Source organism: Labrys sedimenti, assembly GCF_034424805.1.
GTDB classification, from domain to species: domain Bacteria; phylum Pseudomonadota; class Alphaproteobacteria; order Rhizobiales; family Labraceae; genus Labrys; species Labrys sedimenti.
In genome coordinates this window covers 503,432-529,117 of sequence record NZ_JAXOUF010000003.1, presented here as the reverse complement: position 1 = coordinate 529,117, position 25,686 = coordinate 503,432, and the positions used below count along the sequence as shown (strand labels likewise).

The window sequence follows — 25,686 nt, the reverse complement described above, 5'->3', positions numbered from 1 at the left end:
AAGGTAACCATGACGGAGCTGACCAAGCGCCTGCCCATGCTGCCCGTCGAGCGGGCCCTCAAGGTGATCTCGGGCCGCTGGAAGGCCGTGATCCTCTATTACCTGCTCGACGGCCCCAAGCGCCTTTCCGAACTGAAGCGGCTGGTGCCCGAGATCAGCCAGAAGGTGTTGATCCAGCAATTGCGCGAAATGGAGGAGCACGGCCTCGTCCACCGCGAGATCTTCCGGCAGGTCCCACCCCGCGTCGACTATTCGGCGACGCAGCTCGGCCAGAGCCTCGAGCCGGTCCTCCTGGCCCTGTGCGACTGGGGGCAGCGGCATGCCGCCGAGCTGGACGAGCTCGACCAGACGCGGGATTGCATCATCAGGCCGGTACGGCAGATAGAGGTGACTTAGGTAGTGGCTCTCCCCTACCCCGCAACCGCCTGCACAGCCTCTTCGAGCCGCTCCGCCGGCAGCTCCATGATCGCGGCCGTCGCCGTCCAGACCAAGGCGACCCGCACCTCCCTTGTCGGATAGAGCCGCTTGAGCAGATGGCGGTAGAGCCCGAGCTGGCCGAGATAGGCCTGCGGCACCGCATCGAGCCCGCTGGGCGGCTGGCGACTGGTCTTGAAATCGACGATCCAGACCGCATCCGGCCCGACGGCAAGCCGGTCGATGCGCCCGGACACGGCATAATCGGCTCGTCCCGGTCGAGCGATGCGGCCTGCAAGGGCGACCTCGGCACGGCTGCCGGGTGCGAAGAGCGGTTCGAGATCCGGCAGGGTCAGCACCGCCAGGGCTTCCCCGGCCCAGGCCTGGTGGTCTTCCGGCCATTGCGCTGCCGCCCGGGCGAGGAAGGCGAGCGCCTGGTCGCGCCGTGCCGGCGCCTCGACATCGGGCAGATATTGCAGCAAGGCGTGGATCAGCGCCCCACGCCGCAGAGTGCGGGGATCGGCCGGCAAGGCTCCCGCCAGCCCGGCCAGTTCCTCCGGATGCTCCGTCTCGGACGGGCTGAGAGCAACCTCCTCAAACCGCTCGGGCGCCGCTTTCTGGCGCAGCCAAGTTGGTGCCGGTATCGTTGCTTCCTTGTCCCCTGCCGGCCGACCTTCGACGGCGCGCCGCGGCGTCGGCTCATAAACCAGCCTCTCGCCTTCGCCATCCGGCTCCACCCTGGCGCCCGCCTCGCGCAGGGCGCCCGCGATCATGTCGTACCAGTTGCCCGGCCGCCGCGCCGTGGCGCCCTCGAAGCCGGCAATGACGAGCCGGTCTTCGGCCCGCGTCAGGGCGACATAGAGCAGGCGGCGATGCTCGGCCTCGTTCTCGGCCCGGATCGCATCGCGGGCCGCGGCGACAGGCGCCGGATCTGCCGCCTTGTTGGGCGACCAGACCGGGAGTTCGCTGCCAGCGGGCCGCCCCGGTGCCTGCAGGAAGAACAGCTTGGGATCGTGCCGCCCGTCCGGCGCGCTGCAGGTATCGGCCAGGATGACGACCCGCGCCTCCAGCCCCTTGGAGCCATGCACCGTCATCACGCGCACTTCGCCGCGCGCCACGTCCATGTCGCGCTTGATCTCCGCCTTGGCCTCGGCGAGCCAGGCGAGGAAACCCTGCAGGCTGGCGGTGTTGGCCCGCTCGTAATCGCCGGCCACGCGCAGGAATTCGTCCAGCGCATCGGCGGCCTCCGCGCCGAAGCGCGCCAGCATGATGCGCCGGCCGCCGTCGCGGGCCAGGATATCGGCGAAGAAGGCGTAGGGCGTCTTGCCAGTGGCCTCCGCGCGCCAGGTCGTGAGGCGCGCAAAGGCGACAGCATAGCGCTCGTCCTGCCGCGCGGCCTCCGCCAAGGCAGCCCAGAGCGTACCCTTGCGGCTTGGAGCCAGACGAATGAGATCCTCGTCATCGAGGCCGATGAGCGGCGTCTTGAGCACCGTCGCCAGCGTCAAATCGTCGGCCGGCAGCAGGGCGAAACGGGCGAGCGCCATCAGGTCCATCACGGCGATATGGTCGGTCAGGACGATGCGGTCGGCACCGGCCACCGGCACGCCGGCGAATTTCAGGGCGCGGATCACCGCCTCGAACAAGGCGTTGCGGCTGCGCACCAGCACCATCACGTCGCCGGCATCATAGCGCGCACCCGTGGCGGGATCGCCCTCCCGAGTCAGGCGCGCGACCTCGGCGGCGATCTTGCGGGCAAGCCGCACTACCGGGCTGGTGACAGGCGTCTCGTCGAAAGGCGCATCCCAGGCGGTGATCTCGGCGGCCGGCTGCGGCTTTTCCACCGGCCAGACCTCGACGCGGCCGGGATCGCCGGCCCGCACCGTCTCATGCACGGTGGCGACATCGTCCGAGGACAGGCCGCGGCGGTTGTCGGCGGCAGCAAAGACATGGTCGACCGCCAGGAGGATATCGGGCGTCGAGCGGAAGGACTGCTTGAGCTCGATCGCCTCGAAACGCTCCTCCGCCTCGCCGACCTTGTGGCGGAAATGGCGGCGCATGCGGGCGAACTCCGCCGGCGCCGCCCCCTGGAAGGAGAAGATCGACTGCTTCTCGTCGCCCACGGCAAAGATGGTGCGCCTCTCGCTGCGCGCACCGGTGCCCGAGGTGAACTCATGCGCCAGCATCTCGATGATATGCCACTGGGCCGGACTGGTATCCTGGGCTTCGTCGACGAGGATATGGTCGATGCCGCGATCGAGCTTGTAGAGCACCCATTCGGCACCGGCCCGGCTGAGCAGGTCTGCCGTGCGCTGGACGAGATCGTCGAAATCGAGCGCCGCCCGCGCTGATTTACCGGCTTTGTATCGCCCGATCAGCGCCGCAGCGACCGTCATCAGCGCCTCGCTGCGCTCATAGGCGGAGGCCGCCCTGCGTCGCTGCAGGAGCTCGGCGATACGTTCGAGCTCGGCGAGAAGCTGCTCGGCATAAACAGGGTAATCCTTGGCGAAATCCTTGACCAGGAAGGCATTGGCCGAACGCGCCTCGCCCGTGCCGGTGAGAAAGACGGTGCGCCAGGCTTCCGCCCGCCGCGCCGGCGCCGCCGCGTTAGCGGCGGCCAACCTGTCGGCGAGATCGAGGATGCGCTTGCTGTCATACTCACGCATGGCGGCCTCGATCGCCGCCCATTCGCTGAACGGGATTGAGGTTTCGTCGATCTCCGCTTCGATGGCGGCGACGCTTTGGCCTTCCACCAATTCGAGCAAATCGCGTAATTGGCTCAGCGCGTCGGCGGCTCCCTTCTCGCTCAGGAAGGGACGCAGCGCCTCGCGCTCGAAAGTGATCTCGGCGAGCAGCCCGTCAAAGGCTCCCTCCCCGGTATCCTCCAGCAATCGCGCCATGGCCCGCCCCAGCCTGTCTTCCGGCTGCTCATTCGCCTCCAGGATCAGGCTGGTGCGGGCGGCATCGAGCAGTTCGCGCGCCGCCCTGTCATCCAGCACTGCGAATTGTGCGGGAACATTGGCCTCGAAGGGGAAGAGATGCAGCACACGCTCGCAAAAGGCGTGGATGGTGAGGATCTTCAGTCCGCCGGGGGTCTCGATCGCCGCCGCGAAGAGCTGGCGCGCGCGTTTGAGGCCGGCTGCATCGGGCTTGAAGCCGGTGATGCCCTCGATCGCCGCGATGAGCTTGCCCTCCTCCTCGACGGCCCATTGGCCGAGCGTGGCGAAGATGCGGTTCTGCATGTTCGCGGCCGCGGCCTTGGTGAAGGTGAGGCAGAGGATGGCGGAGGGATCGACCCCGGCGAGCAGAAGCCGGATGACGCGCCGCGTCAAGACGGTGGTCTTTCCCGAGCCGGCATTGGCCGACACCCAGGCCGATAGCGAGGGATCGGAGGCCAGGCGCTGATTGAGAACCGTGTCGGGAGAGGGCTTGCGCGGGATCATGCTTCCTCCGCGCTCACGGACCATTCGCGCACCCGGGCAAGATGGTCGTAGTCGCCATAGCGCCGCCCCTTGAACATCGGGTGCAGCAGCGAGGCATAGGGCGTCTTCTCGTTCTCGAAGCGATCGATCAACGCCTTGAGGCTTTCGAGGCTCTGCAGGGCCACGTCAACGGGCGTGGTGTCCTTGAAGATCAGCGGCTTCTCGCTCGGCCCCTTGCCACCACCGGCCAGATGCACGATGGCGGGATCGCCCATGGCCTCCGGTTTGGGCACGTCCTTGAACCCAGCTTCGAGCAGCATGGCCATTTCGAGCGCCAATTGCGGTGCGAGGCCCGCCTCCACCTGCTTGGCCGTCGGAGCCTGGCCGGTCTTGAAGTCGAGAATGGCAACCCGGCCATCGGCGGCGACCTCGATGCGGTCGGCACGGGCGGACAAAGTGAAGGCCCTTTCGGCCAAGGTCGGCCAGGTGAGCTTGCCGGGAATCTCGCTCAGCACGCGGGCAAGGCGTGGCCGGCGCTCGCGCTCCCACTCCACCAGGAATTCGGCGATGGCGGCAAATCGCGGCCGCCAAAAGGCCAGGACCTCGGGAAAATCGGCGAGCGGTACGAAGAGTTCCTCACCGATCGCCATCAGGCGTGCGAGGGCATCCGGCGGCACGCCATCGGCGCAGAGGGCCGCGAACCGCTCGAGTGCGCCATGGATCAGCGTGCCGCGCTCCGCCGCCCCGGGCGGCATGGCGATCTCGTCGAGCGGTTCGAGCTTGAGGATGTGGCGGGCATAGATGGTGTAGGGATCGCGCACAAGGTGCTCGATCTGCGTGACCGAGAGACGGGTCGGGCGCAGAACCAAAGGCGGCTTCGGCTTGGGCGCGCCAAGCACCGGTGGCGGCCCCTCCGCCGCATCGAGTTGGCGCGCGAGGGTGCAGTAGAATTCGCCCCGCCTGCGCACGTCATCGAAGGCGGGCCCCAGGAAGGCGCCGAGCCGCTGCAGCCAGCGCGACGGCACGCTGGGCGAGCCGCCGCGCTTCAGCGACCGCGTGATCACCACGTCGCCATAGCCGAGCGCCTGCTCGAAATCGTGGGCGGCAAGGCCGACACGCTTTTCCGGCGGCGACAGGCCGATCGCCGCCCGCATCGGCCGGTTCAGCCAGGGATCGGTCTTGACGTCGGGCGGCCAGACGCTCTCGTCGAGCCCCGCCAGCACCAGCCTGTCGACCGGCAGGAGACGGGCTTCGAGGAGGCCGTAAATGGCGATGCGCGGATGCTTGGGATCGCCGCCCCGAACCGTGCGTCCGGCGACCAAGGCCGCGAACAGGCCGGGATATTCATGCGCCGGCAAGGAGAGCGCCTCGGGCGCGACGGTCCCGAGATCATCGAAGAAGCCTGTAAGCGCATCGCCGGCTTCGCCTTCCATGAGCCCGGCGCCGTCATCCGGTACCGCTTCAGCCAGCGCCTCGACGGCGGCGCGATGCGCGGCGAAGAAGCTGGCCGCCGGCATGGGATCGGACTGGCGCAGCAACGCCGCGAAGGGTTCGAGCCTTACGGCCAGGGCCTCGATCACCGCCTCCGCCCCAGCCCAATCCTCTTCGCCGAGGGCCAGCCGGGCCGGTGGGCAATGGGGATCGCCGAGCGAGGCCTTGCCGAGCGCCAGGGCCGCCACGAGGCCGGCAGGACCGCCGGCCGGCCTGGGACCGCGCAGGGCGCCGATCTCAAGCGCCGTTACCGCCCGCTCCAGATCCGCACGTGCCAAGCCGAGGCGCGCCAGTGGGTGCTTGAGCAGGGACAACAGGGTGACGGGGTCGAAATCATGCAGCGCGGCATCGAGCACCAGCCGCGTGAACAGGCCCGGTGCCGCCTGGGTCAAGGGCTGGCCGGCGCTGTCGTCGGCCTCGATGCCCCAGCGGCCGAGTTCGGTGACCACGCGCTCGGCAAGCTGGCGGTTCGGCGTCACCAAGGCCGCCCTGCGGCCGGGCACGGTCAGGGCCTCCCGCAGCACCAGCGCTGCCGCCAGGGCTTCCTCGCCCTCATGCGCTGCTTCGACCAGGGCAACGCCCGCAAAGGCTTCGGCCACCGCCACCGGATCGACATGGCGCCGGCCGGCCCACAGATCCGTGGTCTCGGCCGGCCGCAGCGCCTGCGAGACCAAAGCCGCACGCAGCGCCAGGGTAGGCGGCGGCGAGGCGAGTTCGGTCACCCCGGCGCGTTCGGCGCCGATGTCGGCAAGCAAGGCGGCAAGACCGGCCTGGGGATGGCCGGGGGCGCCCTCGCCCTTGCCGATGGCATTCCAGCCAATGGCATCGAGTTCGAGGTCCAGCCCCGGCAGGACGACCGCGCCCCGGGGATGGGCGGCTACCGCCTTGATCAGGTCGCGGGTGGCGGGAATGGAGCCGGTCGAGCCGGCCACGATCACCGGGCCTGATCTGGGGTTTTCTGCAAGCCTGGCGGCCTCGCGCTCCATGCGGGCGTTGCGCAGGAGCACGGCGTCGCCGCGGCCGATCTCCTTGAGATGTTCGGGCCAGTGCACGGTGGCGATCTCGAGGAAGCGCAGCGTGATGTCCCAATATTTGTCGTAGAGCCCGGCATGGCTCTCGCCGAGATTGAGGATCGCCTCCGGCGGCACCCGGTCGATCTGCAGGCCGTCGAGGAAATTGCCGAGTTCGGCCGCGAGCCCTGCCGCATCACCCGGCGAGGAGGGAATCAGCAGCGGCTCGGCGCCCTCCTCGCCCGGAATCGGCAGGAGAGCCCGTTTCAAGGCCGCGCTCCATTGCAGGATCAGGCGCGTCAGGGCGACCTGGCGGTCGAGCCCGGCGACCGGCTCCGGCAGGTCGTCGCCGCCGTCATCGGCGAAGGCGACCTCATCATCGTCGATCTCGCCGAGCGCCTTCAGGCGCGGCAGCAGCGCGGCATCGCTACCCAGCCTGTCGAGGAAGATGCCGCGCAAGGCGCGGATGGCGCGGCGGGTCGGCAGATAGAGCGTGGCACCTGCCAGCGCGAGCGGATCCTCACGCGGGGCAAAGCCTGGCAGCAGCCGGCCGTCCAGCAGGGCGTCGACCAGCGTCTCCAGAAAGGGCGTGCCGGGGGCGATGGTCAGGAGATTCGGGCGGTGCGCCATGATGGGGAGATAAACAGCGCGATCGCCGCCCTGACAAGGGGAACATCAGGATTCCACAGGCGGCGGCCATTGCTGGGCGCCATGCAGGACGCGGATCAGTTCCACATCCTCAACCGCGCTATAGACGATCACAAAGGGTGTTCGGGGCACCACGAGTTCCCGCGTTCCCGCAATCCGCCCGACCCGACCCATATGCGGGTGGTCGATCAGATCCTGCACGCGGTGCTCGATACGGCCCAATTGCTCCACCGCATTTCTCGGGCTGTCGAGCCCTATATGGGTGATTGCCCGCTCGACATCGGCGAGGGCACTCTCGCGCCAATGATCTTCATCGCTCAAGACTTCTTGGCAACGAGGCGGTAGCGCAGGGCTCCGAGACGTTTCGTCACTTTATCGGCAGCGACTCGCGGGTTGGTCCCCTCGGCCATGCCGTCCAGGGCCTCTTGGACCTCGGCCCGAAACCAGCGATCATGCGCGACGGCCTCCTGCTGTTGGAGCATGCGCTCCGAGGCATCCGGGCGGCGGCGCTCATTGGCATCGACGCGATGGTGATGCGCATCGACGTCGAAACGGTCCATGCCGAGTTCGGTGCGCACGAAGGTGATGGCGCTGTCCGCATGGCGCCACAGCCGCATCCGGCGCGATTTCTGCCCCGCCACGGCCCGCTCGGCATCGCCATAGCGCACCAATACCGCCCAGCCACCCGGCTGTCCCAGCACCGTCGCTCCGCGCAAGGCCCTGGCTTCCACCAGGGACTTCACAGCCTTGCTGTCGATGATCTCGGGCACCTTAGCCGGTTTGCTCATGTCGAATCTATACCCAATAAATCCGGAAGCTTATTATATAAACTTCCGGATATCAGGCAATCCCGGCTCGGAACGGTCCCGCTATCGATACCGCTCGTCAGGCCTCGATCTTCGTCGCGATGTTCAGCTTCGGCACGCGGAAGCCCATGGCGATCCAGGCGCCAAGCAGCTTGGCGTAGAAGGAAATCGTGTGGGTCTTCAGATTGGGAATGTCATTAGGCAGGCGGGATGCGTCGGTGAGGTCGCCGACCATCGTGCGCATCTGCGGCTTCGGCCTCGCCTCTTCCGGCCACAGATGCGAATAAAGGCTGAGCCAATGGGCGCCCTTCATTTCCAGGAAGACGGGCGTGTTGCAGCAGGTGGCGACGACGCGGCGTGAGCCGGCCTTGTCGGAAAGCCGGAATTCGCTCAGATACTCGGCGCCGGACAGGATTTTCACGCGATCCTTGCGGTATTCGGCGCTGGGCGTGGCCTCGTGGCAGGTCAGCATCGACCTGGCGCCGGGAAGCTTCGCCAGGCGCCCCGCGGCGGCCCGGCAGGAATTGCACAGGCATTCCGATACCAGGATCGGCGCCCCCCTGATTTCCAGGCGTGCCCGTCCACAGTTGCAGCCGATCGTCATGGTCCCGCTCATTGCGTGTGCTCCCCGCTGAGATGAAACAGATGCCGGATATATCGGTCGAGGTGATCGAGGCTTTCCCGCGCCAGCCCGGGATCGTTGCCCGCCTTGGCCAGCACGAAGCCGCCCTGGATGACGGCCTGCGTGTGCCGCGCCAGGCTTTCGGCCGTCCAGTCGCCAGCGATGCCGCGCTCGCGCCGCGCCGCCTCGATATCGGCCTCCAGCGTAGCCGCATGGCCGAGGATGCTGTGCCCGCAGGCATCGCGAATATCGGGCGCGGTCGCGTAGACTTCCTGTGCCATGGTGCCGACCAGGCAGGTGAATTCCGGAAGCTCGCCGATGATGATCGCCTTGCGGAAGGCGACATAAGCGAGAACCCGCTCCAAAGGATCTGCCGGGGCGTGATAAGGCGCCGCCTGGAAGAAGCCGGCGGTCGTCTCCTCCCAATATTCGGCGGCCGCGACGCCCAGGGCCTCCTTGCTGCCGAAATGGTGAAAGAAGGCGCCCTTGGTGACATCCGCCGCGCGGCAGATGTCATCGACCGAGGTGGCGGCGAAGCCCTTGGCGCGGATGACGTCCCTTGCCGCCTCCAGGAGGCGGTTGCGAGCATGGCCGCGTTCGGGCGATTGCTTGGTGGGTCTCGACATGCGACATACATACCAAATGGTTGGTATGTGTCAAGTGACCGTGATAGCCGCTGGTTTCCAGTCGGCTCCTGCCTCCCGACGGATGCGGCGGCTTCATGCAGACCCGAAACCCCATTCAAAGTATTGAGGTCTGAAATCCAGACAGGGCGGTGCAACCCCTCACATATGAGGCATTTTCTGTTCGCCGCGCTCGACATCTCTATAAGATTCTGTTGCGATTTTTGACAATGTTTGCCAATTTATGCCGTGCTGAAGGCATGGAGGCAGATATGGCAACGATGAACGTATCCCTGCCTGACCCCATGAAAGATTGGGTCGAGGCGCAAACAAGGACAGGCCGATACGCGAACGCCAGCGACTACGTTCGCGACCTGATCAGGAAAGATCAGGAGCGTAACGACAAAATTGCCGCGATGCAGCAATTTGTCGATGACGGCTTGAAGAGCGATATCGGTTCTCGCTCGAAGGATGAGCTTTTCGCAGTGGCGAAGGCGCGGACTGAAGCCTCTCGCGGCAAGAAATAATGGGCTTCCGCCTATCCTTCGCGGCGGAAGAAGACATCCTCGGCATTGCCGAGGAAGGCCTGCGTCTGTTCGGAACCGTGCAGGCCAAGCGATATCATGACGAATTGTTCGCGATCTTCGACCTGATCGCGGCAAATCCTCGCATGGCGCGCGAACGCCACGAGATTTCGCCGCCGGTGCGCATTCACCCCTTCAAGGCGCATCTCGTTGTCTACAGGGTCGAGGATAACAGCGATATTCTTATTATCCGCATCCGGCATGGACACGAAGACTGGGCCGGAGACAGGTCAGATATCAAGTCGCAAGAAGACTGACCGATGACAAATCGGCGCCAACGCCTGCAACATTTTGCGATTTGACGGAGCCATCTTAAATCGCAAAACGCTATAGGGGCGGGTCTTCACACCCGCCAATTCTGGCACATACAGCGCTTCCAGGCTGGTCTGAAAGACCGGCCTCCCGATCACCGCCCCTTCCAGACCGGCGCGCGCTTTTCGACAAAGGCCCTGGCGCCTTCGCGAGAATCCTCGGAAAGCTGCATGGCCCGGTGCTCAGGCACCTTGCCGGCATAGACATGCTCATAGGCTTCGCGCACGCCCATGCCTTCAGTGGCGGCGAGGATGGCCTTGACCGCGGCGATCGAAAGCGGCGCGTTGGCCGCGATGGTGTCGGCCAGTTCCCGCGCCGTGGCCATCAGATCGGCCATCGGCACGACGCGGTTGGCAAGGCCCCAACCATGGGCTTCCCGAGCCGTAAAGCGGCGCCCGGTGAGCAGCAACTCGCTGGCGATGGCGAGTGGGATGCGGCGCGGCAGGCGCTGGATGCCGCCGGCATCGGCGACGAGCCCGACCGTCACTTCCGAGAGGGCGAATTCGGCGTGGTCGGCCACCACCATCAGGTCGGCGGCCAGCGCCAACTCACAGCCACCGGCGATGGCGACGCCGTTGACCGCAGCAATCACCGGCTTGGTCAGTTCCCAGAAGGCGGTCAGGCCGGCAAAGCCGCCCGGTCCGAAATCAGTATCCGGCTCTTCGGCACCGGAGGCGGCCGCCTTCAGGTCCCAGCCGGCCGAGAAGATGCGCTCGCCGGCGCCGGTGAGGATGGCGACCCGCAGATCCGGATCGTCCTGCAAAGTGCGGAAGGCGGCATGCAGTGCCTTGGAGGTGGCAAGATCGATGGCATTCGCCTTGGGGCGATCCAGCGTGACCTCCAGCACCGCGCCGCGGCGTTCGAGCTTGACGGATTCGGACATGGCAATCTCCTGAAACAGGCCACACAGGCAAGCCCGTGCTCGCCCAGCAATCAATCCTTGCCGTCATTGCGAGCGGAGCGAAGCAATCCATCTCTCGATGGGAAGCCCTGGATTGCTTCGCTCCGCTCGCAATGACGATAATATCAGCGGGTCAATCCCGATGGCGACACCACAATTAATCCAGCATGCGCACCAGCGCGTCGGCGGCGACGGCCCCGCGCCCCTCGGGCAAGACGAAAAGCGGATTGACGTCGAGTTCGACCAGCCGGTCGGCATGGCGCTCGGCGAAATCGGCAATGGCGAGGATGGCTTTGATGGTGCCGCGGATGTCGCCACGCGGCTTGCCGCGGAAGCCTTCCAGCAGGCGGGCCACACGCAGGCTCATCAGCTTTTCGCGGATCTCCTCGGCGGTGACGGGCAGCAGCATCACGGCTGCGTCCTTGAGCATCTCAACCAGCACACCGCCGGCCCCGATGGTGAGCGTCGGGCCAAACTGGGGATCCCGCACCACACCGACGATGAGTTCGGCGACGGCCCCCTCCACCATGCGTTCGACCAGGAAGCGATCACCCAGATGCGACATGGAGGCGACGGCGTCGGTCACGTCGGCCCGCGAGCGCAGGCCGAGCTTGACGCCGCCGACATCCGATTTATGAGCAATCTTGTCGCTGTGGATCTTGATCGCCACCGGAAAGCCGAGAGCGGCAGCCGTCGAGGCGGCCTCGATCGTGCCGGCGATGCGGCTCGGAGGCAGTTCCAGGCCGTGGCGGCCGAGCAGATGCTTGGATTCATATTCGCTGAGCAGGCGTGCCTTGCCGACATCGATGCGCGCGACCTTGCGCAGCGGGACGAGCTTTTCCCAGCCTGCGCGTGCCGCAGTGAACTCGACGCCGTGGGTGATCGCGGTGAGCGCATCGCCCATGCCTTGCATCGGCAGTACGCCATCGGCGAGCAGGGCCTTGGCATCATCCTCCTGCATGTTCTCGGGCAGCGAGGACACCACGGCGGCCCGGGCTCCCGAGGCCGCGGCGGCACGGGTGATCGCCGCGCGGGCGGCGGCAAAGCCGCCATCCGGTACCAGGCCGCGATCGGTGCGCGGCTGGTCCAGCACCAGGAGGTTGAGGTCAAAGCCCGAGTTCAGCATCTCGGTGAAAACAGCCTCGTTGGCCGGCTCATTGCCCCAGATATAGGTGTGGTAATCGAGCGGATTGGAGACATGCACCTTGTCGGTGAGCAATTCCTGCAGGCGTGCGGCGTTCTCCGGCGGGATCGGTGCGAACTCCAGATCCCGGTCGGCCGCAAGGTCGGCGATCAGGGCCGCCTCGCCGCCCGAACAGCTCATCGAGGAGATGCGCTTGCCCGGCAGGCCGCCGAACAGGTGCATGAGCTTCAGCGTCTCGACGAAGGCCGGGACATCGACCACCCGCGCCACGCCGTAGCGGGCGAACAAGGCATTGTAGAGCGCATCGGCGCCGGCAAGCGAGGAGGTGTGGCTCATGGCGATCTCGGAGCCGATCTCCGAGCGCCCGGTCTTCAGCACGACCAGGGGCACGCCCTTTTCCAGCGCCTTGATCGCCGCCTGGGAAAACAGGGCGACGTCGTCGATCGATTCCACATGCAGGCCGATGGCCGTAACGCGCTCATCCGCCAGCAGTGCCTCGATATAGTCGCCATGGTCGCCGATCGCCTTGTTGCCGACGGCGATGACATAGGCGATGGGCAGCGCGCGCCGCTGCATCGTCATGTTGAGGGCGATGTTGCCGGACTGGGTGATGATGGCGACACCCTTCTCCACCCGCTCGGCGCCATGGGTATCGGGCCAGAGCACGCAACCGTCGAGCAAATTGAGTACGCCATAGCAATTGGGGCCGACGATCGGCATGCCCTTGGCGAGCTCGACAAGCCTCTTCTGCAGGGCGGCTCCCTCTTCGCCGACCTCGGCGAAACCGGCGGCGTAGCAGACGGCCGCACCGGCGCCACGCTCGGCAAGGGCTGCGACGATGTCGATCGTGGGCTCGCGCGGCGTCGCCACGAAAACCGCATCGGGCGCCTCCGGCAGATCGGCGACGGTCCGGTAGGCCTTGTGTCCGGCGATTTCGGTCTTCTCGGGATGGATCGGCCAGATCGGACCGGCATAGCCGATGCGGTCGCATTCACGGATGATCACGGAGGCCAATCGCCCCCCCGCGACGGCAATGTGGCGGGGTTTGAGCAGGCGGCGGAGGCCATCGACGACGGACATGCGGTAGGACCTATGGAGACAAAGCAGGCGGGAAACCTCGCACCCTAGGGAGGAGGCGTTGCTACAAGGTTGACGAGCACGGGACCGGCGTCAATCTGCTCATGTAGATTGACGCCGCTTCGTGTAAAAATTCTGTCATGGACCGCCCTCATGGATGACGGTCTCAAAGATGCGGGTTGCGCGGCCGATACCGCGCAACCAGCCCGGCATTGATCTCCTTGGCGCCGGGCATGTTGGCGCTGCGATAGATCGGGGCATTGCCGCCCTCGGCCTGCAGACGCGCAGCCGCTTCCGCGAAGACCGCATTGAGCAGGGCCGCGCCGATCGAGGTCGACACCGGGCCCGTGCGCAATTCGCTGTCCGGCAGCGCCATCACGGCATCGCCGGGCGGAGCGCCATTGTCGAGCACGACATCGGCCAGGTCTGCAAGCCGGGGCCGACCCTGCGCCGCCTGGCTCGAATACTCGACGGAGGTGACGGCAATGACGGTGGCGCCGGTGGCCTTGCCGATCTCCGCCGCCTCGATGATGGCGGCATTGACACCGCTGTTGGAGGCGATGAACAGCACGTCCCCAGCCCCGATCGGATAGCGCGCCAGCACGGGGGCGATCATGCCCGGGATGCGCTCGAAGGCCGTGCTGGCCACCGAGCCGTCATGCAGCATGGTCACCGCCGACAGGATCGGCACGGTCAAAGCGAGGCCACCGGCGCGGTAATGCGCCTCCTCGGCCAGCATATGGCTGTGGCCGGTGCCGAAGACATAGACCAAGCCGTCCTGCCGAGCCGTCCGCTCGACGGCCGCTGCCGCGGCGGCAATGGCATCGGCATTGGCCCAGAACAGGGCCCCGATGCGCCGGGTGAGATCGGCGAGATAGGCGGCGGCGGTCGGTATTTCGGTCATGGCAATCTTCCGGGAACTGGCTGCTGCATGCGGGAGAGCCGTTCCTTCCTGCACGATCATGATGCTCCCGCCAAGCGCCGCCTTTTTCGCCCGCCTCAGCGCCCCTCATGCGGGCGCAGCATCTGCCGCGCGATGATCAGGCGCTGGATTTCGCTGGTACCGTCCCAAATGCGCTCGACCCTGGCATCCTTCCACCAGCCGGCGATCGGCAGGGTGTCCATCAGGCCCATGCCGCCGAAGGTCTGGATGGCCCTGTCGGTGAGCTTGCCGAGCATCTCGGAGGCCGCCAGCTTGGCCATGGCGAAATCGGCATCGGTGGCCTTGCCCTGGTCGAGCAGCCAGGCGGCCCGGAGCGTCAGGAGGTCGGCGGCCTCCAGCTCCACCGCGAGATCGGCAAGTGGGAAGGAGATGCCCTGGAACTGCGAGATCGACTGGCCGAACTGCTTGCGCTGGCCGGCCCAGGCCAAGGTCTCGTCCATCACCCGGCGCGCCCGACCGACGGAGGTGGCGGCGACGGTAAGTCGGGTGGCACCGAGCCATTCGCTCATCAGGTCGAAGCCCTTGCCTTCCTCGCCAAGCAGCTGGTCGGCCGGGATGACGCAGTCGTCGAAATAGAGCTCGCAATTGTGGTAGCCGCGATGCGACAGGGCGTGCGGGCCAGGGCGGATGGTCAGGCCGGGCGTGTCCTTGTCGACCAGGAAGCCGGAGATCTGGTTGCGCGGGCCGCGCTTGGTTTCTTCCGTGCCGGTGACGGCGAACAGGATGATGAAATCGGCCTTGTCGGCATGGCTGATGAAGTGCTTCTGGCCGTTGATGACATAGCTGTCGCCCAGCTTGGCATCGTGTCTGCGGACGGCCTTGGTCGTCATCGAGCGCACGTCGGAACCGGCGCCTGGCTCGGTCATGGCCAGGCAGTCGACGCGCTCGCCGCGGATCGCCGGCAGCAGCCAACGCTCGCGCTGGGCGCCCCGACAGCCCTGGAGGATGTTGGAGGGGCGGGCCACCACCATCTGCAGGCCGTAATTGGCCCGGCCGAGTTCGCGTTCCAGCAAAGCGATGCCGACGGCATCGAGGCCGCCGCCGCCGAGCTCCACCGGCATGTTGGCGGCGTAGAGCCCGAGCTCCATCGCCTTCTTCTTGATCTCGGCGGCGAGGTCGTCGGGCACTTCGTCGGTGCGCTCGACCAGCGCCTCATGCGGATAGAGCTCCTCCTCGACGAAACGGCGCACCGTTTCGACCAGCATGTCCTGCTCTTCGGTCAATGCGAACTGCATGGCGCTTCCCCTCGGTACAACGGAATTCGATCGGCGCCCTTTCTAGTCTTTTCATAGCGCCAATCATGCCGATCACGACATGGATCAGGCGTATTGCGACGCGTCCATCTCGATGATCGTGGTCACGGGCGCGCTCGCGGCCGCGAGCAGGGCTTCCTTGACCTCGCCGAGGGAGCGAGCCGCGACATGCCTGGCGCCGAAGGCCTTGGCGGCGGCGGCGAAATCGGTCGCCTGCAGTCGCACGCCGAGCGGTGCGATCTGGTTGCGGACCATATATTCCTCGATCTCGCCATAGCGCTGGTCGTTCCAGAGCAGCACGATGACCGGGGCGCCGGCGTCGGCCGCGCTGGCAAGCTCGGGCAAGGTGAACTGGAAGCCGCCATCGCCGATGATGCAGACCACAGGCACCTTGGGACGGCCGACCTTGGCACCGATGGCGGCCGGCAAGGCATAGCCGAGCGTGCCGAAGCCGGTGGCCGCGCTCATCCAGCGCCGGGCCGCGGGCGGCTCGGCCATGAAGTTGCCACCATAGCTGGCTGCGGTGGAATCGGCCGCGACGACGGCCTCCGGCAGCACCTGCCAGATCGCGTCGAGCAGCGGGCGATGCCGGACATAGCGCGGATCGGCCCCCTCGAGACGCGCGGCCTGCAACTGCCTAGCATAGGCAGCCCCACCCTCGATCGTCTTCACCAGCGGCGCCAGGGCGGCGGCAAAACGGCCGGCATCGCCCACCACCGGCAGCGACGGGCGGGCATTGCGATGCAGTTGGCGCGGATCGATGTCGACGCGGATCACCTCGCCATTGAGCTTCAGCCCGTCGAGCTCGTACCAGAATTCGGTTTCACCGAGCTCGGTGCCGAGCGCCAGCACGAGATCGGCCTCGCCGATCGCCCGATGCAGCGAGGGGGTGAGCATGCAGCCGCCGGCCAGCAGCTTGTGCCCGGCCGGCAGGATGCCCTTGGCATTGGCGGTGAGCAGCGTGGCAGCTCCCAGTTTCTCGATCAGCCCGCGAACCGCCTCGGCACCGGCAACCGCACCGCCGCCGGCGATCACCAGCGGCTTCCTTGCCTTGGCGATCAAGGCCGCGGCCGCTTCGACGTCATCGGCGCGCGGCACCGGCGGCCCAGCCGGTTTGCGCATGCTGGTGACGGGGCCCGGGAAGGGCTCCGACAGCAGGTCGATCGGGATTTCGATCAGCACCGGGCCGGGGCGCGAGGAGGCCAGGAAGGCGAAGGCCTCGTCGAAGGCGGGAATGAGCTGGTCGACGGTCCAGATCGTCAAGGCGAGGGCGGACACCTCGCGGCCGACGACGGACTGGCCGCGCAATTCGTGGAGATGCCCCTCGCCGCGGCCGAGGGTCTGGCGGGGGTTGAGCGTGGTGATCACCAGCATCGGGATGCTGTCGGCCAGGGCCTGCCCCATGGCAGTGGCGATGTTGAGAAGGCCCGGGCCGGTGACGATGAAGCAGGCGGCGGGCTTGCCGGTCGCGCGAGCATAGCCGTCCGCCATGAAGCCGGCGCCCTGCTCATGGCGCGGCGTGACATGGGTGAGCCCCGAACCCGGAATGCCGCGATAGAGCTCGACCGTATGCACGCCGGGAATGCCGAACACCGTGTCGATGCCGCGTTCGACCAGCAATTGCGGAATGAGCGTACCGAGATGAGGATGGTCGGCCATGGTTTCCCCGGGAATGTGGTTTGTTATTGGATTGGCATAGTCTTGCCGAAAATAGTCCCTCCTCCCCTTGCGGGAGAAGGTCCCGGCAGGGGGATGAGGGGTGACACGCCATGTTCGGTTGGCGTTGCAAGACCCTCATCCGTCCCTTCGGGACACCTTCTCCCGCAAGGGGAGAAGGAAAATCTTGCCTCAGGCAGCCTTGCCCTGGCTGAGCCGGATGGCCAGGCTGACCATGCGGCTGGCGGCCTCGCGCAGCTGCGAAGCATCGGAGCTGAGGGCAACGCGCACATGCCCCGCCGCCTGCTGGCCGAAGGAAACGCCGGGCATGACGGCCACCTTTTCCTCTTCGAGCAAGCGCCAGGCGAAGGCCTCGCCGTCGATGCCGGTGCCGGAGACGTCGACCATGGCGAACATGCCGCCTTCGGGCTTCGGGCAACGCAGGCCCGGCGCATTGGCGAGCATCTCGGGCAGAATCTCGGCCCGCACGCGGAAGCTCTCGGCGCTCTCGGCGCATTCGGCGAAGGTTTCGCTCAGGGCATAGGCGGCCATGTCCTGGATGAAGGGCTGGCCACCGAACAGCATCATCTCCGACAGCGGCAGCAGGCGCTCGATGAATTCCACCGGCCCGACGCACCAGCCGGCACGCATGCCCGGCAGCATGTGCGACTTGGAAAGCGAGGACACCACCACGGTACGCTCGGCTCCCTCGGCCAAGTCGAAGGGCGAGGCGAAGGGCGCGCCATAGGACAGCATCTCATAGACCTCGTCCGAGACGATCCACAGGTCATGGCGCCGGCAGACGTCGACGATAGCGGCGATCTCGTCGCGCGACAGCGTGGCACCGGTCGGATTGTGCGGGGAATTGAGCAGCAGGACGCGCGAACGCGGCGTGATGCGGGCTTCCAGGTCCTCGGCACGCAGATGGAAGTTATTGGCGGGGTCGAGCGGCACCAGCACGATGTCGGCGCCGCTGGCGCGGATCACGCCTTCATAGGTGGCATAGAGCGGATCGCCGACCAGCACTTCGTTGCCCGCCTCGGCCAGGGCGGCGAGGGCGGCATAGAGGGCGGTCTGGGTGCCGGGCATATAGGCGGTGTTGTCGGTGGTGATGGTGCGGCCGGTGCGCATGGAATATTTGGCAGCGATCGCCTGCAGCACGGAGGGCTCGCCACGCCCGCCCGAATAACGGATGCGGCGCGCCTGGAGGCTGGCGATGGCTGTGTCGATCAAGCGCTGCGGCGCCGGCGTATCGGGCTCCCCGATGGTGAGCTCGATGATCGGCTCGCCGGCCGCGACACGGCGGCGAGATTCGAAATGCACAGCCCATTTCGCCGCCCCCAAATCGGAAAGACGATCGGTCACGGAAGCAAAGCGCACGGTACACTCCTAAGAACTGGCCTCCCGGGATGTCGGTGTTACGGGGAGGAGACGCATCGAGGCCTGCCGAAGCTCGGCTGATAACACCGAATGAGATGTGCAAGCCGATACCATGGCGCGCGATCCGGCGTAACCCCCGCGACGTCTTGCCCCAAGGACCGGCCGCGAAGGCTCACGGCACGGCCAGCCTCAGCCGCCTTGCCGATGGCGCGATCTCGACGCGGCGGCCCCAGTCGAAGGCGAGATGGTCGCTTTCGATGCCGTCGGCGAAGATGGTGCCGCCGTCCATTTCGGAGGTCACCACGACAGGAGCATCCTCCACCAGCCCCCGTACCAGTTCGGTGCCGGTAGCCGGGCTCGGCCAGGCCTCCCTCACCAGGAAGCCGAGACGAGGCTGCACCGGCGAGAGGTTCAGGCTGGCATGGGTGGCCTTGAGGATCGAGGCGGCCCAGCCGGTCGCACCGGTCCCCGTAGCGACGATCAGGCCGGAGGAGGACTGGCGTTCGCTTTGCCCGCCGCAGGACAATGTGTAGCGCGCCGACTGGTGGCTGGCATGACCCACGAAGATCTCGTTGAGGGCGAGCAGCCGCTCGCCCTGGTCGAGGCGCGCTTCCGCCATCACGCGCTCCTCCACGCGGATGCTGCCCTTCACCGCCTCCCTTAGCGCCTCACCGGCATCACCGACCCTGAACCGCACGAGGGCACCGGCATTCGTTCCCGGAAAGGGATCGATGCCGATGACGACCTGGCCATCGAGATATTTGGCGACATTGGCGACCAGTCCGTCCTGGCCGACCGCCAGCACGACATCTTCCGGGCCGAAGACGAAGCGTTCGACATCGGCCCTCAGGATGGTGGCCTGGCGCCAGTCCGCCGGGATGGCGGCCCGTATGCGATGCAGCGCCTCGGTGAAACGCCGATGTGTATCCTCCACCGCTTCCAGCGTCAGGCCCTTGCGCTCCAGTACGAAGCGTGCAGCGGCGGCGCTGGTGTAGCTCGCCCGGATGCGATCGAGATCGGTCTCCCGCCGGACCAGGATGACGCGGGGAGCGAGAAGGGACATGGCGGGCTCCGAATGATTGAGGCTTTCTTCTCCCCTTGCGGGTGTCGTCAACTCTCTTGAGTTGACTAGAGGTCCCGGCAGGGGGATGAGGGGAGAAACGTGACCTTGCCGGCTCGGCGCCTCCACCCCTCATCCGCCCCTACGAGGCACCTTCTCCCACAAGGGGAGAAGGCAAAAAATGCCGCTCACCCCGCCTGCTTCTCGCCCTTGGCCAGAGCCGCGCCAAGCACGCTGCCGAGCTGGGCCAGCACGTCGGGGCCGAGATTGAGCGTGCCGACCCTGGCATTGGCGAAGGCATCCTTCAGCGCCTCCGCCACCGGGATCAGCACCGGCAGGGTGTTGGCGATCTCGGCGCGGACACGCTCACCGGCGAGCCTGGCCTCGTCGAGCCGGCGGATCGCCTCCGCTTCCGCCTCCGAGGCGACGCCGCGCGTCACCGCCTGGCTGCGAGCCGTCAGCTCGCGGGCCGTCGCCTCACCCTCGGCCGCCACCCTGTTCTTGTCGGCGGCCGTGCGCGCCTGGGCGAGTTCGTTCTCGCGTTCACGCTCGAACAGCCGGCCCCGCTCCTCTTCCAGACGGATTTTCGCCTTGGTTTCGTTCTCGGCGATCGCCGCTTCCTTCTCCACGGCGGCGGCCCGGCGGGCGAAGGTCGCCTCGTCGGCGGCCTGCTGCAGCTTCTCCGCCGTCGGCTGGCGCAGGGCCCGCACCAGATCGGGCGAGGGCGTCAGGTCCGACAGGTGAATGCCGGTGAGCGCGATGCCGATCGCCGCCAGCGATCCAGTGGCGGCGAGATCCCGCTCTACCTCCGCCAGCAGGGCGCCGACGCCTTCGGCCAGGACGGCGCCGATGCTGCGGGCGGAGAGGAAACGCTCGACCGCCGTCTTCACCAGCCCGTCGATCAGGTTCTCGACCTGGGTTACGGGATCGGCACGATAGGAGCCGGTGCGCAGGTCGACGGAGAAGTCGATGCGCTCGGCCAGCAATGCGGGCTCCTGGGCCCGCCAGCTCGCCAGTCCCTGCACGCTTACCGCCTGGAAGTCGGCAGTGCGCCCGGTGACGGCGACGATGTGGTTGCGGTCGTCGGCCGGCACCTCCACCAGCGAGGTGCTGCCCTGGGTCGAGAACCACACGGCCTGGCCCCTGCCCGACCGGGCGAGGCGGCCCCGCCGGTAGACGCCGAGGAAGGAGGAAGCCTCGACGCGGGCATGGCTGAGGAAGGGATAGCGGCGAATGGTGGCCATGGCTGGCTCCTGGGTTGGTCGAGATCGACTGGCTCGCTTCTACTCTATAAAAATACAATTTACAAATTGCATTTTGTATTTTTATAGAACGCAATATCGGAAGTGTGGCAGACCGCACACGCACGCGGTTGGGGCACGCCAGCACCGCCCAGGAACGAGGGAGGCCAGGCGTCTCTACCGCCTATCCTTGGTCAGATAGCCGTGCTCGTTGCACCAGCGGTAGGAGCTGTGCGTGGGCGTGACGACCCCGGCACAATAATTCTCGTCGACCGAGTTCCCTGTCTGATCGAAGGAACTGCTCGAGGAGGAAGGTGGCGCCGGCTCCGGTCGCGGGGGCTCCGGCAATCGGGCCGCCGCTTCGTAATTGCCGGGTATTCTCGGCACATGGCCGGTAAAGGGCTTGATGACGGCCGTGGGTTGCGGCGCCGTGCAGCTAGCGACGAGGACGGCCAGCAAGGCAGACGACAAAAACGAACGCATGTCTTCCTCCGCTCCGGGTCGGATGCCGTTTCACCACGGATCGCGGCACCGGTCAGTTCCCGCGCGAACACGCCGTGACGGGAACGCACCGCCAACAGGCCTGCTCCCCAGTCAATAAAATCACAAATTGCACTTTGCGCCTTGATCTTGCCTCGACATCCGGCTGTGCTATGGCGACCTGATGGAATTGGCGGCGCGGGCGAGGAGCGGCTTCAGATTTCACCGTTGCCCCTTAGAGCAAAGTCCGTTTAGCCGGAAACGCTATTTTGCTCTAACTCTTTGGTTCGACACGTCTCTGCGACTCTTGGCGATTCCGCCAAATCGCAAAACGCGCTAGCGAATGGATGCCGAAATGCCCTCCGCTCCCCCTGCCGGGCCTGAACAGCGCCCGATCGCCACGGTCGACATCGTCCTGGTCACCTTGACCGAGGATGGCCTGCGGCTCTGCCTACAACGGCGCGAATACGATCCCCATTCCGGCGAGCTCGCCTTGATCGGCGGCTATGTCAGGCCGGAGGAGGATGTGGACATCGAAGCCTCGGCGCGGCGCATCCTGGCCGCCAAGGCAAGGCTCGACGGCCTCTATCTCGAACAGGTGCGCAGCTTCGGCGGCCCGGATCGCGACCCGCGTGGCTGGTCGATCGCCATCGTCTATCTCGCCTTGGTGCCGGAGGAGCGGCTGGCCGCCGCCGAGGCGGCCGGCGCCCCCCCTTTCGAGCGCATCGCTCCGGAGCGATGCCCACCTCTGCCCTTCGACCATGACAGGCTGATCGCTGCTGCCCTGGACCGGTTGCGCTCGAAGGCCAGCTATTCCACTCTGCCCGCTTTCCTGCTCGGCGAGCAGTTCACCCTGCCCGAGCTCAAGGCCGTCTATGAGCAGGTTCTGGGGACACCGCTCAATGACAGCGCCTTCCGCCGCAAGCTGATGGAAATGCAGATCCTCGAGGAAGTCGACGCCAAGGCCACGGCCACCGCCGAACGCAAGCGCCCGGCGCAGCTCTATCGCCTGGCGAGGCAGGTGCTGACGGAGTTCGACAGGACGGTGTGAAGGCACCGAGATGCTGTCATCATGGTCTGCAAGAATGGCCGAAAGACCAAGGAGATACCCATGCTGCGTCCGATCAATCCACCCAACGCCACCATTCCCGGCATTTCGCAGGCCATGCTGGTCGAAAGCGGCCGGCTACTGCTGCTGTCGGGCCATGTCCCCTATGACGAGGCGGGCAAGCTGGTCGGCGACGATCTTGCCTCGCAGCTGGACCGGGTCTTCGCCAATCTCCTCGCCACCCTCAAGGCGGCCGGCACCGATTTCAGCGCAGTGGCCCGGGTTACGATCTATGTGCAGGACTACGATCCCAGCCAGCTGCCGATCATCCGTGAGGTGCGCAATCGCTGGATCGGCGAGCAGCACAAGCCGGCAAGTTCCCTGATCGGTGTCGCCTCCCTATTCCAGCCGGGCGTCCTGGTCGAGATTGACGCCATCGCGGTGCTGCCGGAGGAAAAGGCCTGAGAGCGTCATCGCACTCCGGCGGGAAGAACGCGTGGCCGCCCCCTCCGACCACGCATCTCCCCTATTAGGTGGATACTCAAAACGCCGGGCATCATTAAGGTCAGGCCATCCGAGACAGTACCGATCGCGAGAAAACACTGACAATCGCGAAGAGGAGGATCGCCATGCCCCTTCGTGCGCGCATAGGTCGCCACGCCTCGACCGGCGCTCAGTGCCAGAACTGGGTCGAAGACCAGCAGATCGTCACCGCCCTCCTCAACCTCATTCCCAGGAATGACGGCGGAGCGGAGGCAGGCATTGCAGGCCGTGTCGTCGGCGGCATCGCCAGCGATGCGCTGTGCAGCGCCATCCTGACGTTCCAGAAGAAACATTTTCCCGCGCACCAGACGGGCTTTATCGAACCCACGGGCGTGGCCATCGCCAAGCTGGAGGAACTCGCGGCGCGCCCCTCACCGGCACCAGCTGCCGCTCCCACCGGACCTTGGGGCGTGTTCCAGAGCAAATCGGTGCCGAAGGCGCTGCGCGCAGCCCTGCAGGAGGATCGCCACCTCAACCATGTCGAGGTCGTCGAAATCCTGCGCGCCACCATGCAGGATGGCCGCGTGACACAGAACGAACTCGCGGACCTGAAGATGATCAGCGAGAAGTCCAACACCATCATGCCGCGCTCGAAGACGATGCTGGAGAACTTCGTCAGCCAGGCCGGCAAGATGATCGAAAAATGGCCGTTCGACGTCTCCTCGGTCCAGCGCAGCTATGCCGTTGGCCGCGCCTGCGACTTCATGCGCAAGCTCGGCCGCGGCCAATGGCCCAACCTCGACCGGGACGAAGTCGGCATCGGCATCATCATCCGCGTCGCCTATCCGGGCACGCTCGACCAGAACCAGACAAATCTGTGCGGGCCGGCCGCGCTGGTCTTCAATGTCCTGCGCGACCGCCCAGGAACCTATGCCGCCTTCGCCTGCGACATGTACGACAAGGGCGAGGGCGTGCTCTACAGACTTCCGATAAAGCCGAAAGCCGATCTGCGCCATGCCGCCCCCTCATCCTCCGACATTGCGCCGGTCGACTGGCTGGCGCTGGCCAGCATCCGTAATTCCAATGACTGGGTCATCCACTACGATTCGACGGGTGGCGAGTTCTCGGGCGTGACGACGCCGATGGAGCTGGCCTACTGGTTCGACCAGGCCGGCTACACGGATGTGCGGGAAGATGCGAACTTCTTCCGCCACCAGCGCGACACCGACAACATGAAGGAAGCGAACCGCCTGCTCGCGGCGGGCTACCATGTCGTCCTGCTCATCGGCTCCAACATGGTCGACGGCCATCAGACCCAGAGCTCCGACATTCGCGACGATCACTGGGTCGTGCTGCAATCCGAGATGAAGTTGGAGAATGGCGAGGTCACGTTCCACATCTACACCTGGGGCGACGGCTATCGCGAGGTGCCCCTGAGCGGAGCGCTCACGCTGGATGACTTCCTGATGAACTATTATGGCTATGTGGCAGCCAAGCCCTACTAGCCGCATCAGGGTCGCGCGCAGCCTTGCCCGGCCTTGGAAAGGACGCGCTTGGCCGATCCCGCGGGGAACTCCGGACAGAGGCGCCTGCAGCCGGACGCCACAACTCTGAACCGCCGCATTTCCATGAGCGGACGAGACGTCCGTTTCCCAGGCATAGCTCCGCCCCGAGCCATGCCGAAATGCAGACGTAAACCGATTTACATTTTCCCCGCCGCCAGCGATATTGCGCTGCAATAGATCGTTCCCAAATCGCTGATTCAAGCCATTGCCTGCCTGCGGTTCCCTGCCGCCGGCTTTCTCATTTCGTTTGTTTCGCGTCCCTTGCCCGAAAGCCCGCCCGTGACCCATCCGGCCGCCGCCTCCCTCGCCGACCTCAACGCCGACAGCCCCTCCCATCGCCATCGCGCCGCCTGGATCGAATTCGCCCTTGCCGTCGGTGCGTTCGGTGTCGGCGCCGGCGAATTCGCCTCGATGGGCATCCTGCCCAACGTCGCCAACGGTCTTTTGGTCACCGAGCCGCAAGCCGGCCACATGATCAGCGCCTATGCGCTCGGCGTGGTCGTCGGCGCGCCGGTGATCGCCGTCCTCTCAGCGCGGATGGCGCGCCGCACTTTGCTGCTCTGGCTGATGGTGGTGTTCGCCGCCGCCAATGCCGCCAGTGCCCTGGCGGGCGGCTATTACCAGTTGATCGGCTTCCGCTTCCTCGCAGGCCTGCCGCATGGCGCCTATTTCGGCGTCTCCTTTTTGGTCGCCGCCGGCATGGCCGAGCCCAATCGACGGGCCCAGGCCGTCGGGCGCGTGATGATGGGAATCACGCTCGCGACGCTGGTCGGTTCCCCCCTCGCCACCTGGCTCGGCCAGGTCCTGGGCTGGCGCCTGGCCTTCGCGACCGTCGGCGCCATCGGCGCCCTTACCGCGGTGCTGATCCTGGCCTTCATGCCGCTCGACAAGGTCCAGCCTGGCGCCAGCCCCCTGCGCGAACTCGGCGCCCTCAAGCGCAAGCAGGTCTGGCTGACCCTGGCGATCCCGGCCATCGGCCTGGGCGGCATGTTCGCCGTCTACACCTATGTCGCCTCCACCCTCACCCAGCTCAGCGGCTTCTCGCCCGCTTTCGTGCCGGTGGCGCTGGTGCTGTTCGGCATCGGCATGAATGTCGGCAATATCGCCGGCTCCTGGCTGGCGGATCGCGCGCTGATGGCCACCATCGGCGGCATGCTGGTCTGGGTGATCGTGGTGATGGCGCTCTACGGCCTCACCGCATCCAATCCCTGGATGATCTCGCTCTGCGTCTTCCTGATCGGCTGCAACTTCGCCATCTGCCCGGCCATCCAGACCCGACTGATGGACGTGGCCGGCGACGCCCAGACGCTCGCGGCCGCGCTCAACCATTCGGCCTTCAACATCGCCAATGCCCTCGGCGCCTGGCTCGGCGGTGTCGCCGTCGCAGCCGGCTTCGGCTGGGCCTCGACCGGCTGGGTGGGTGCCCTCCTGGCTATGGCCGGTCTCGTGGTCTTCCTGGTGTCCTGGGCCCTGGAGCGGGCCGACAGGCGCGAGCCCGAAGCCGCCGCCGTCGCGGGTTAGGAGCG

The 25,686-nt window shown here is 66.5% G+C and carries 22 protein-coding genes; 7 read left to right on the top strand and 15 right to left on the bottom strand.

What is annotated here, in order from left to right:
• Positions 1–9: 9 nt before the first annotated feature.
• On the top strand, positions 10–396 hold the full coding sequence (locus U1R88_RS14055; RefSeq protein ID WP_322431769.1) for a winged helix-turn-helix transcriptional regulator: 387 nt from the start codon (positions 10–12) through the stop codon (positions 394–396).
• A 14-nt stretch (positions 397–410) separates the two neighbouring features.
• On the opposite strand, the gene addA is transcribed toward U1R88_RS14055, so the two are convergent.
• From addA to U1R88_RS14025, 6 genes are all read right to left on the bottom strand, one after another.
• Positions 411–3,854, bottom strand: coding sequence for a double-strand break repair helicase AddA (gene addA / locus U1R88_RS14050; protein WP_322431768.1), 3,444 nt, complete (start codon positions 3,852–3,854; stop codon positions 411–413).
• Positions 3,851–6,964 carry a double-strand break repair protein AddB gene (addB, locus tag U1R88_RS14045; RefSeq protein ID WP_322431767.1) on the bottom strand — a complete coding sequence of 1,038 codons (3,114 nt, stop codon included), beginning with the start codon at positions 6,962–6,964 and terminating at the stop codon, positions 3,851–3,853. The genes addA and addB overlap by 4 nt, the downstream gene beginning before the upstream one ends.
• A gap of 45 nt (positions 6,965–7,009) precedes the next feature.
• A complete protein-coding gene (locus tag U1R88_RS14040; RefSeq protein WP_322431766.1) occupies positions 7,010–7,303 on the bottom strand; it encodes a type II toxin-antitoxin system RelE/ParE family toxin in 294 nt (97 codons plus the stop codon).
• Positions 7,300–7,770 (bottom strand): hypothetical protein, encoded by a 471-nt coding sequence (locus U1R88_RS14035; protein WP_322431765.1) that lies wholly within the window; start codon positions 7,768–7,770, stop codon positions 7,300–7,302. Before U1R88_RS14035 ends, U1R88_RS14040 begins: the two co-directional genes overlap by 4 nt.
• Positions 7,771–7,867: 97 nt before the next feature.
• Entirely contained in the window at positions 7,868–8,404 is a 537-nt protein-coding gene (locus U1R88_RS14030; protein ID WP_322431764.1) for a GFA family protein, read from the bottom strand.
• A complete protein-coding gene (locus tag U1R88_RS14025; protein ID WP_068294014.1) occupies positions 8,401–9,036 on the bottom strand; it encodes a TetR/AcrR family transcriptional regulator in 636 nt (211 codons plus the stop codon). Before U1R88_RS14025 ends, U1R88_RS14030 begins: the two co-directional genes overlap by 4 nt.
• A 269-nt stretch (positions 9,037–9,305) precedes the next feature.
• Here U1R88_RS14025 and U1R88_RS14020 point away from each other — a divergent pair, with 269 nt between their 5' ends.
• Together U1R88_RS14020 and U1R88_RS14015 are read left to right on the top strand one after the other, a co-directional pair.
• Entirely contained in the window at positions 9,306–9,560 is a 255-nt protein-coding gene (locus tag U1R88_RS14020) for a type II toxin-antitoxin system ParD family antitoxin (RefSeq protein ID WP_068294017.1), read from the top strand.
• On the top strand, positions 9,560–9,874 hold the full coding sequence (locus U1R88_RS14015) for a type II toxin-antitoxin system RelE/ParE family toxin (RefSeq protein WP_322431763.1): 315 nt from the start codon (positions 9,560–9,562) through the stop codon (positions 9,872–9,874). Before U1R88_RS14020 ends, U1R88_RS14015 begins: the two co-directional genes overlap by 1 nt.
• 149 nt (positions 9,875–10,023) lie before the next feature.
• Here U1R88_RS14015 and U1R88_RS14010 read toward each other — a convergent pair whose 3' ends face one another.
• The 9 genes from U1R88_RS14010 to U1R88_RS13970 form a co-directional block, all read right to left on the bottom strand.
• On the bottom strand, positions 10,024–10,812 hold the full coding sequence (locus U1R88_RS14010) for an enoyl-CoA hydratase-related protein (protein WP_068294023.1): 789 nt from the start codon (positions 10,810–10,812) through the stop codon (positions 10,024–10,026).
• A gap of 175 nt (positions 10,813–10,987) precedes the next feature.
• Complete coding sequence (locus U1R88_RS14005; RefSeq protein WP_322431762.1) at positions 10,988–13,054, bottom strand: acetate--CoA ligase family protein; 2,067 nt, start codon at positions 13,052–13,054, stop codon at positions 10,988–10,990.
• Between the two features lie 163 nt (positions 13,055–13,217).
• On the bottom strand, positions 13,218–13,955 hold the full coding sequence (locus U1R88_RS14000) for an SIS domain-containing protein (protein WP_068294093.1): 738 nt from the start codon (positions 13,953–13,955) through the stop codon (positions 13,218–13,220).
• A 95-nt stretch (positions 13,956–14,050) separates the two neighbouring features.
• On the bottom strand, positions 14,051–15,229 hold the full coding sequence (locus tag U1R88_RS13995) for an acyl-CoA dehydrogenase family protein (RefSeq protein WP_322431761.1): 1,179 nt from the start codon (positions 15,227–15,229) through the stop codon (positions 14,051–14,053).
• Between the two features lie 84 nt (positions 15,230–15,313).
• Positions 15,314–16,906: a 5-guanidino-2-oxopentanoate decarboxylase gene (locus U1R88_RS13990; RefSeq protein ID WP_322431760.1), complete on the bottom strand. Its 1,593-nt coding sequence runs from the start codon at positions 16,904–16,906 to the stop codon at positions 15,314–15,316.
• A gap of 189 nt (positions 16,907–17,095) precedes the next feature.
• Positions 17,096–18,283, bottom strand: coding sequence for a pyridoxal phosphate-dependent aminotransferase (locus U1R88_RS13985; protein WP_322431759.1), 1,188 nt, complete (start codon positions 18,281–18,283; stop codon positions 17,096–17,098).
• A 172-nt stretch (positions 18,284–18,455) separates the two neighbouring features.
• Positions 18,456–19,346: an NAD(+)/NADH kinase gene (locus U1R88_RS13980; RefSeq protein ID WP_322431758.1), complete on the bottom strand. Its 891-nt coding sequence runs from the start codon at positions 19,344–19,346 to the stop codon at positions 18,456–18,458.
• Positions 19,347–19,531: 185 nt separating this feature from the next.
• The gene (locus U1R88_RS13975; RefSeq protein WP_322431757.1) at positions 19,532–20,587 is read right to left on the bottom strand and encodes an SPFH domain-containing protein; all 1,056 of its coding nucleotides are present in this window, start codon (positions 20,585–20,587) and stop codon (positions 19,532–19,534) included.
• 174 nt (positions 20,588–20,761) lie between these two features.
• Positions 20,762–21,067 carry a hypothetical protein gene (locus U1R88_RS13970; RefSeq protein ID WP_322431756.1) on the bottom strand — a complete coding sequence of 102 codons (306 nt, stop codon included), beginning with the start codon at positions 21,065–21,067 and terminating at the stop codon, positions 20,762–20,764.
• A gap of 352 nt (positions 21,068–21,419) precedes the next feature.
• Between U1R88_RS13970 and U1R88_RS13965 the strand changes: the two genes are divergently transcribed.
• The 4 genes from U1R88_RS13965 (at position 21,420) to U1R88_RS13950 (ending at position 25,681) form a co-directional block, all read left to right on the top strand.
• Positions 21,420–22,115 (top strand): NUDIX hydrolase, encoded by a 696-nt coding sequence (locus U1R88_RS13965; protein ID WP_322431755.1) that lies wholly within the window; start codon positions 21,420–21,422, stop codon positions 22,113–22,115.
• A 60-nt stretch (positions 22,116–22,175) separates the two neighbouring features.
• Entirely contained in the window at positions 22,176–22,577 is a 402-nt protein-coding gene (locus tag U1R88_RS13960) for a RidA family protein (RefSeq protein ID WP_322431754.1), read from the top strand.
• Between the two features lie 164 nt (positions 22,578–22,741).
• A complete protein-coding gene (locus U1R88_RS13955) occupies positions 22,742–24,100 on the top strand; it encodes a hypothetical protein (protein WP_322431753.1) in 1,359 nt (452 codons plus the stop codon).
• 339 nt (positions 24,101–24,439) lie between these two features.
• Positions 24,440–25,681 (top strand): MFS transporter, encoded by a 1,242-nt coding sequence (locus U1R88_RS13950; protein WP_425545423.1) that lies wholly within the window; start codon positions 24,440–24,442, stop codon positions 25,679–25,681.
• The last annotated feature ends 5 nt before the right edge of the window (positions 25,682–25,686 follow it).

Bases quoted from the DNA above. Each gene is read 5' to 3' on its own strand.
- U1R88_RS13975 (WP_322431757.1), bottom strand. From the start codon at position 20,587: ATGGCCACCATTCGCCGCTATCCCTTCCTCAGCCATGCCCGCGTCGAG.
- U1R88_RS13955 (WP_322431753.1), top strand. From the start codon at position 22,742: ATGCCCCTTCGTGCGCGCATAGGTCGCCACGCCTCGACCGGCGCTCAG.
- U1R88_RS13965 (WP_322431755.1), top strand. From the start codon at position 21,420: ATGCCCTCCGCTCCCCCTGCCGGGCCTGAACAGCGCCCGATCGCCACG.
- U1R88_RS14015 (WP_322431763.1), top strand. From the start codon at position 9,560: ATGGGCTTCCGCCTATCCTTCGCGGCGGAAGAAGACATCCTCGGCATT.
- U1R88_RS14035 (WP_322431765.1), bottom strand. From the start codon at position 7,770: ATGAGCAAACCGGCTAAGGTGCCCGAGATCATCGACAGCAAGGCTGTG.
- U1R88_RS13960 (WP_322431754.1), top strand. From the start codon at position 22,176: ATGCTGCGTCCGATCAATCCACCCAACGCCACCATTCCCGGCATTTCG.
- U1R88_RS13980 (WP_322431758.1), bottom strand. From the start codon at position 19,346: ATGTCCCTTCTCGCTCCCCGCGTCATCCTGGTCCGGCGGGAGACCGAT.
- U1R88_RS13995 (WP_322431761.1), bottom strand. From the start codon at position 15,229: ATGCAGTTCGCATTGACCGAAGAGCAGGACATGCTGGTCGAAACGGTG.
- U1R88_RS14055 (WP_322431769.1), top strand. From the start codon at position 10: ATGACGGAGCTGACCAAGCGCCTGCCCATGCTGCCCGTCGAGCGGGCC.
- U1R88_RS13990 (WP_322431760.1), bottom strand. From the start codon at position 16,906: ATGGCCGACCATCCTCATCTCGGTACGCTCATTCCGCAATTGCTGGTC.
- U1R88_RS14005 (WP_322431762.1), bottom strand. From the start codon at position 13,054: ATGTCCGTCGTCGATGGCCTCCGCCGCCTGCTCAAACCCCGCCACATT.
- U1R88_RS13970 (WP_322431756.1), bottom strand. From the start codon at position 21,067: ATGCGTTCGTTTTTGTCGTCTGCCTTGCTGGCCGTCCTCGTCGCTAGC.
- U1R88_RS14025 (WP_068294014.1), bottom strand. From the start codon at position 9,036: ATGTCGAGACCCACCAAGCAATCGCCCGAACGCGGCCATGCTCGCAAC.
- addA (WP_322431768.1), bottom strand. From the start codon at position 3,854: ATGATCCCGCGCAAGCCCTCTCCCGACACGGTTCTCAATCAGCGCCTG.
- U1R88_RS14020 (WP_068294017.1), top strand. From the start codon at position 9,306: ATGGCAACGATGAACGTATCCCTGCCTGACCCCATGAAAGATTGGGTC.
- U1R88_RS14000 (WP_068294093.1), bottom strand. From the start codon at position 13,955: ATGACCGAAATACCGACCGCCGCCGCCTATCTCGCCGATCTCACCCGG.
- U1R88_RS14010 (WP_068294023.1), bottom strand. From the start codon at position 10,812: ATGTCCGAATCCGTCAAGCTCGAACGCCGCGGCGCGGTGCTGGAGGTC.
- addB (WP_322431767.1), bottom strand. From the start codon at position 6,964: ATGGCGCACCGCCCGAATCTCCTGACCATCGCCCCCGGCACGCCCTTT.
- U1R88_RS14030 (WP_322431764.1), bottom strand. From the start codon at position 8,404: ATGAGCGGGACCATGACGATCGGCTGCAACTGTGGACGGGCACGCCTG.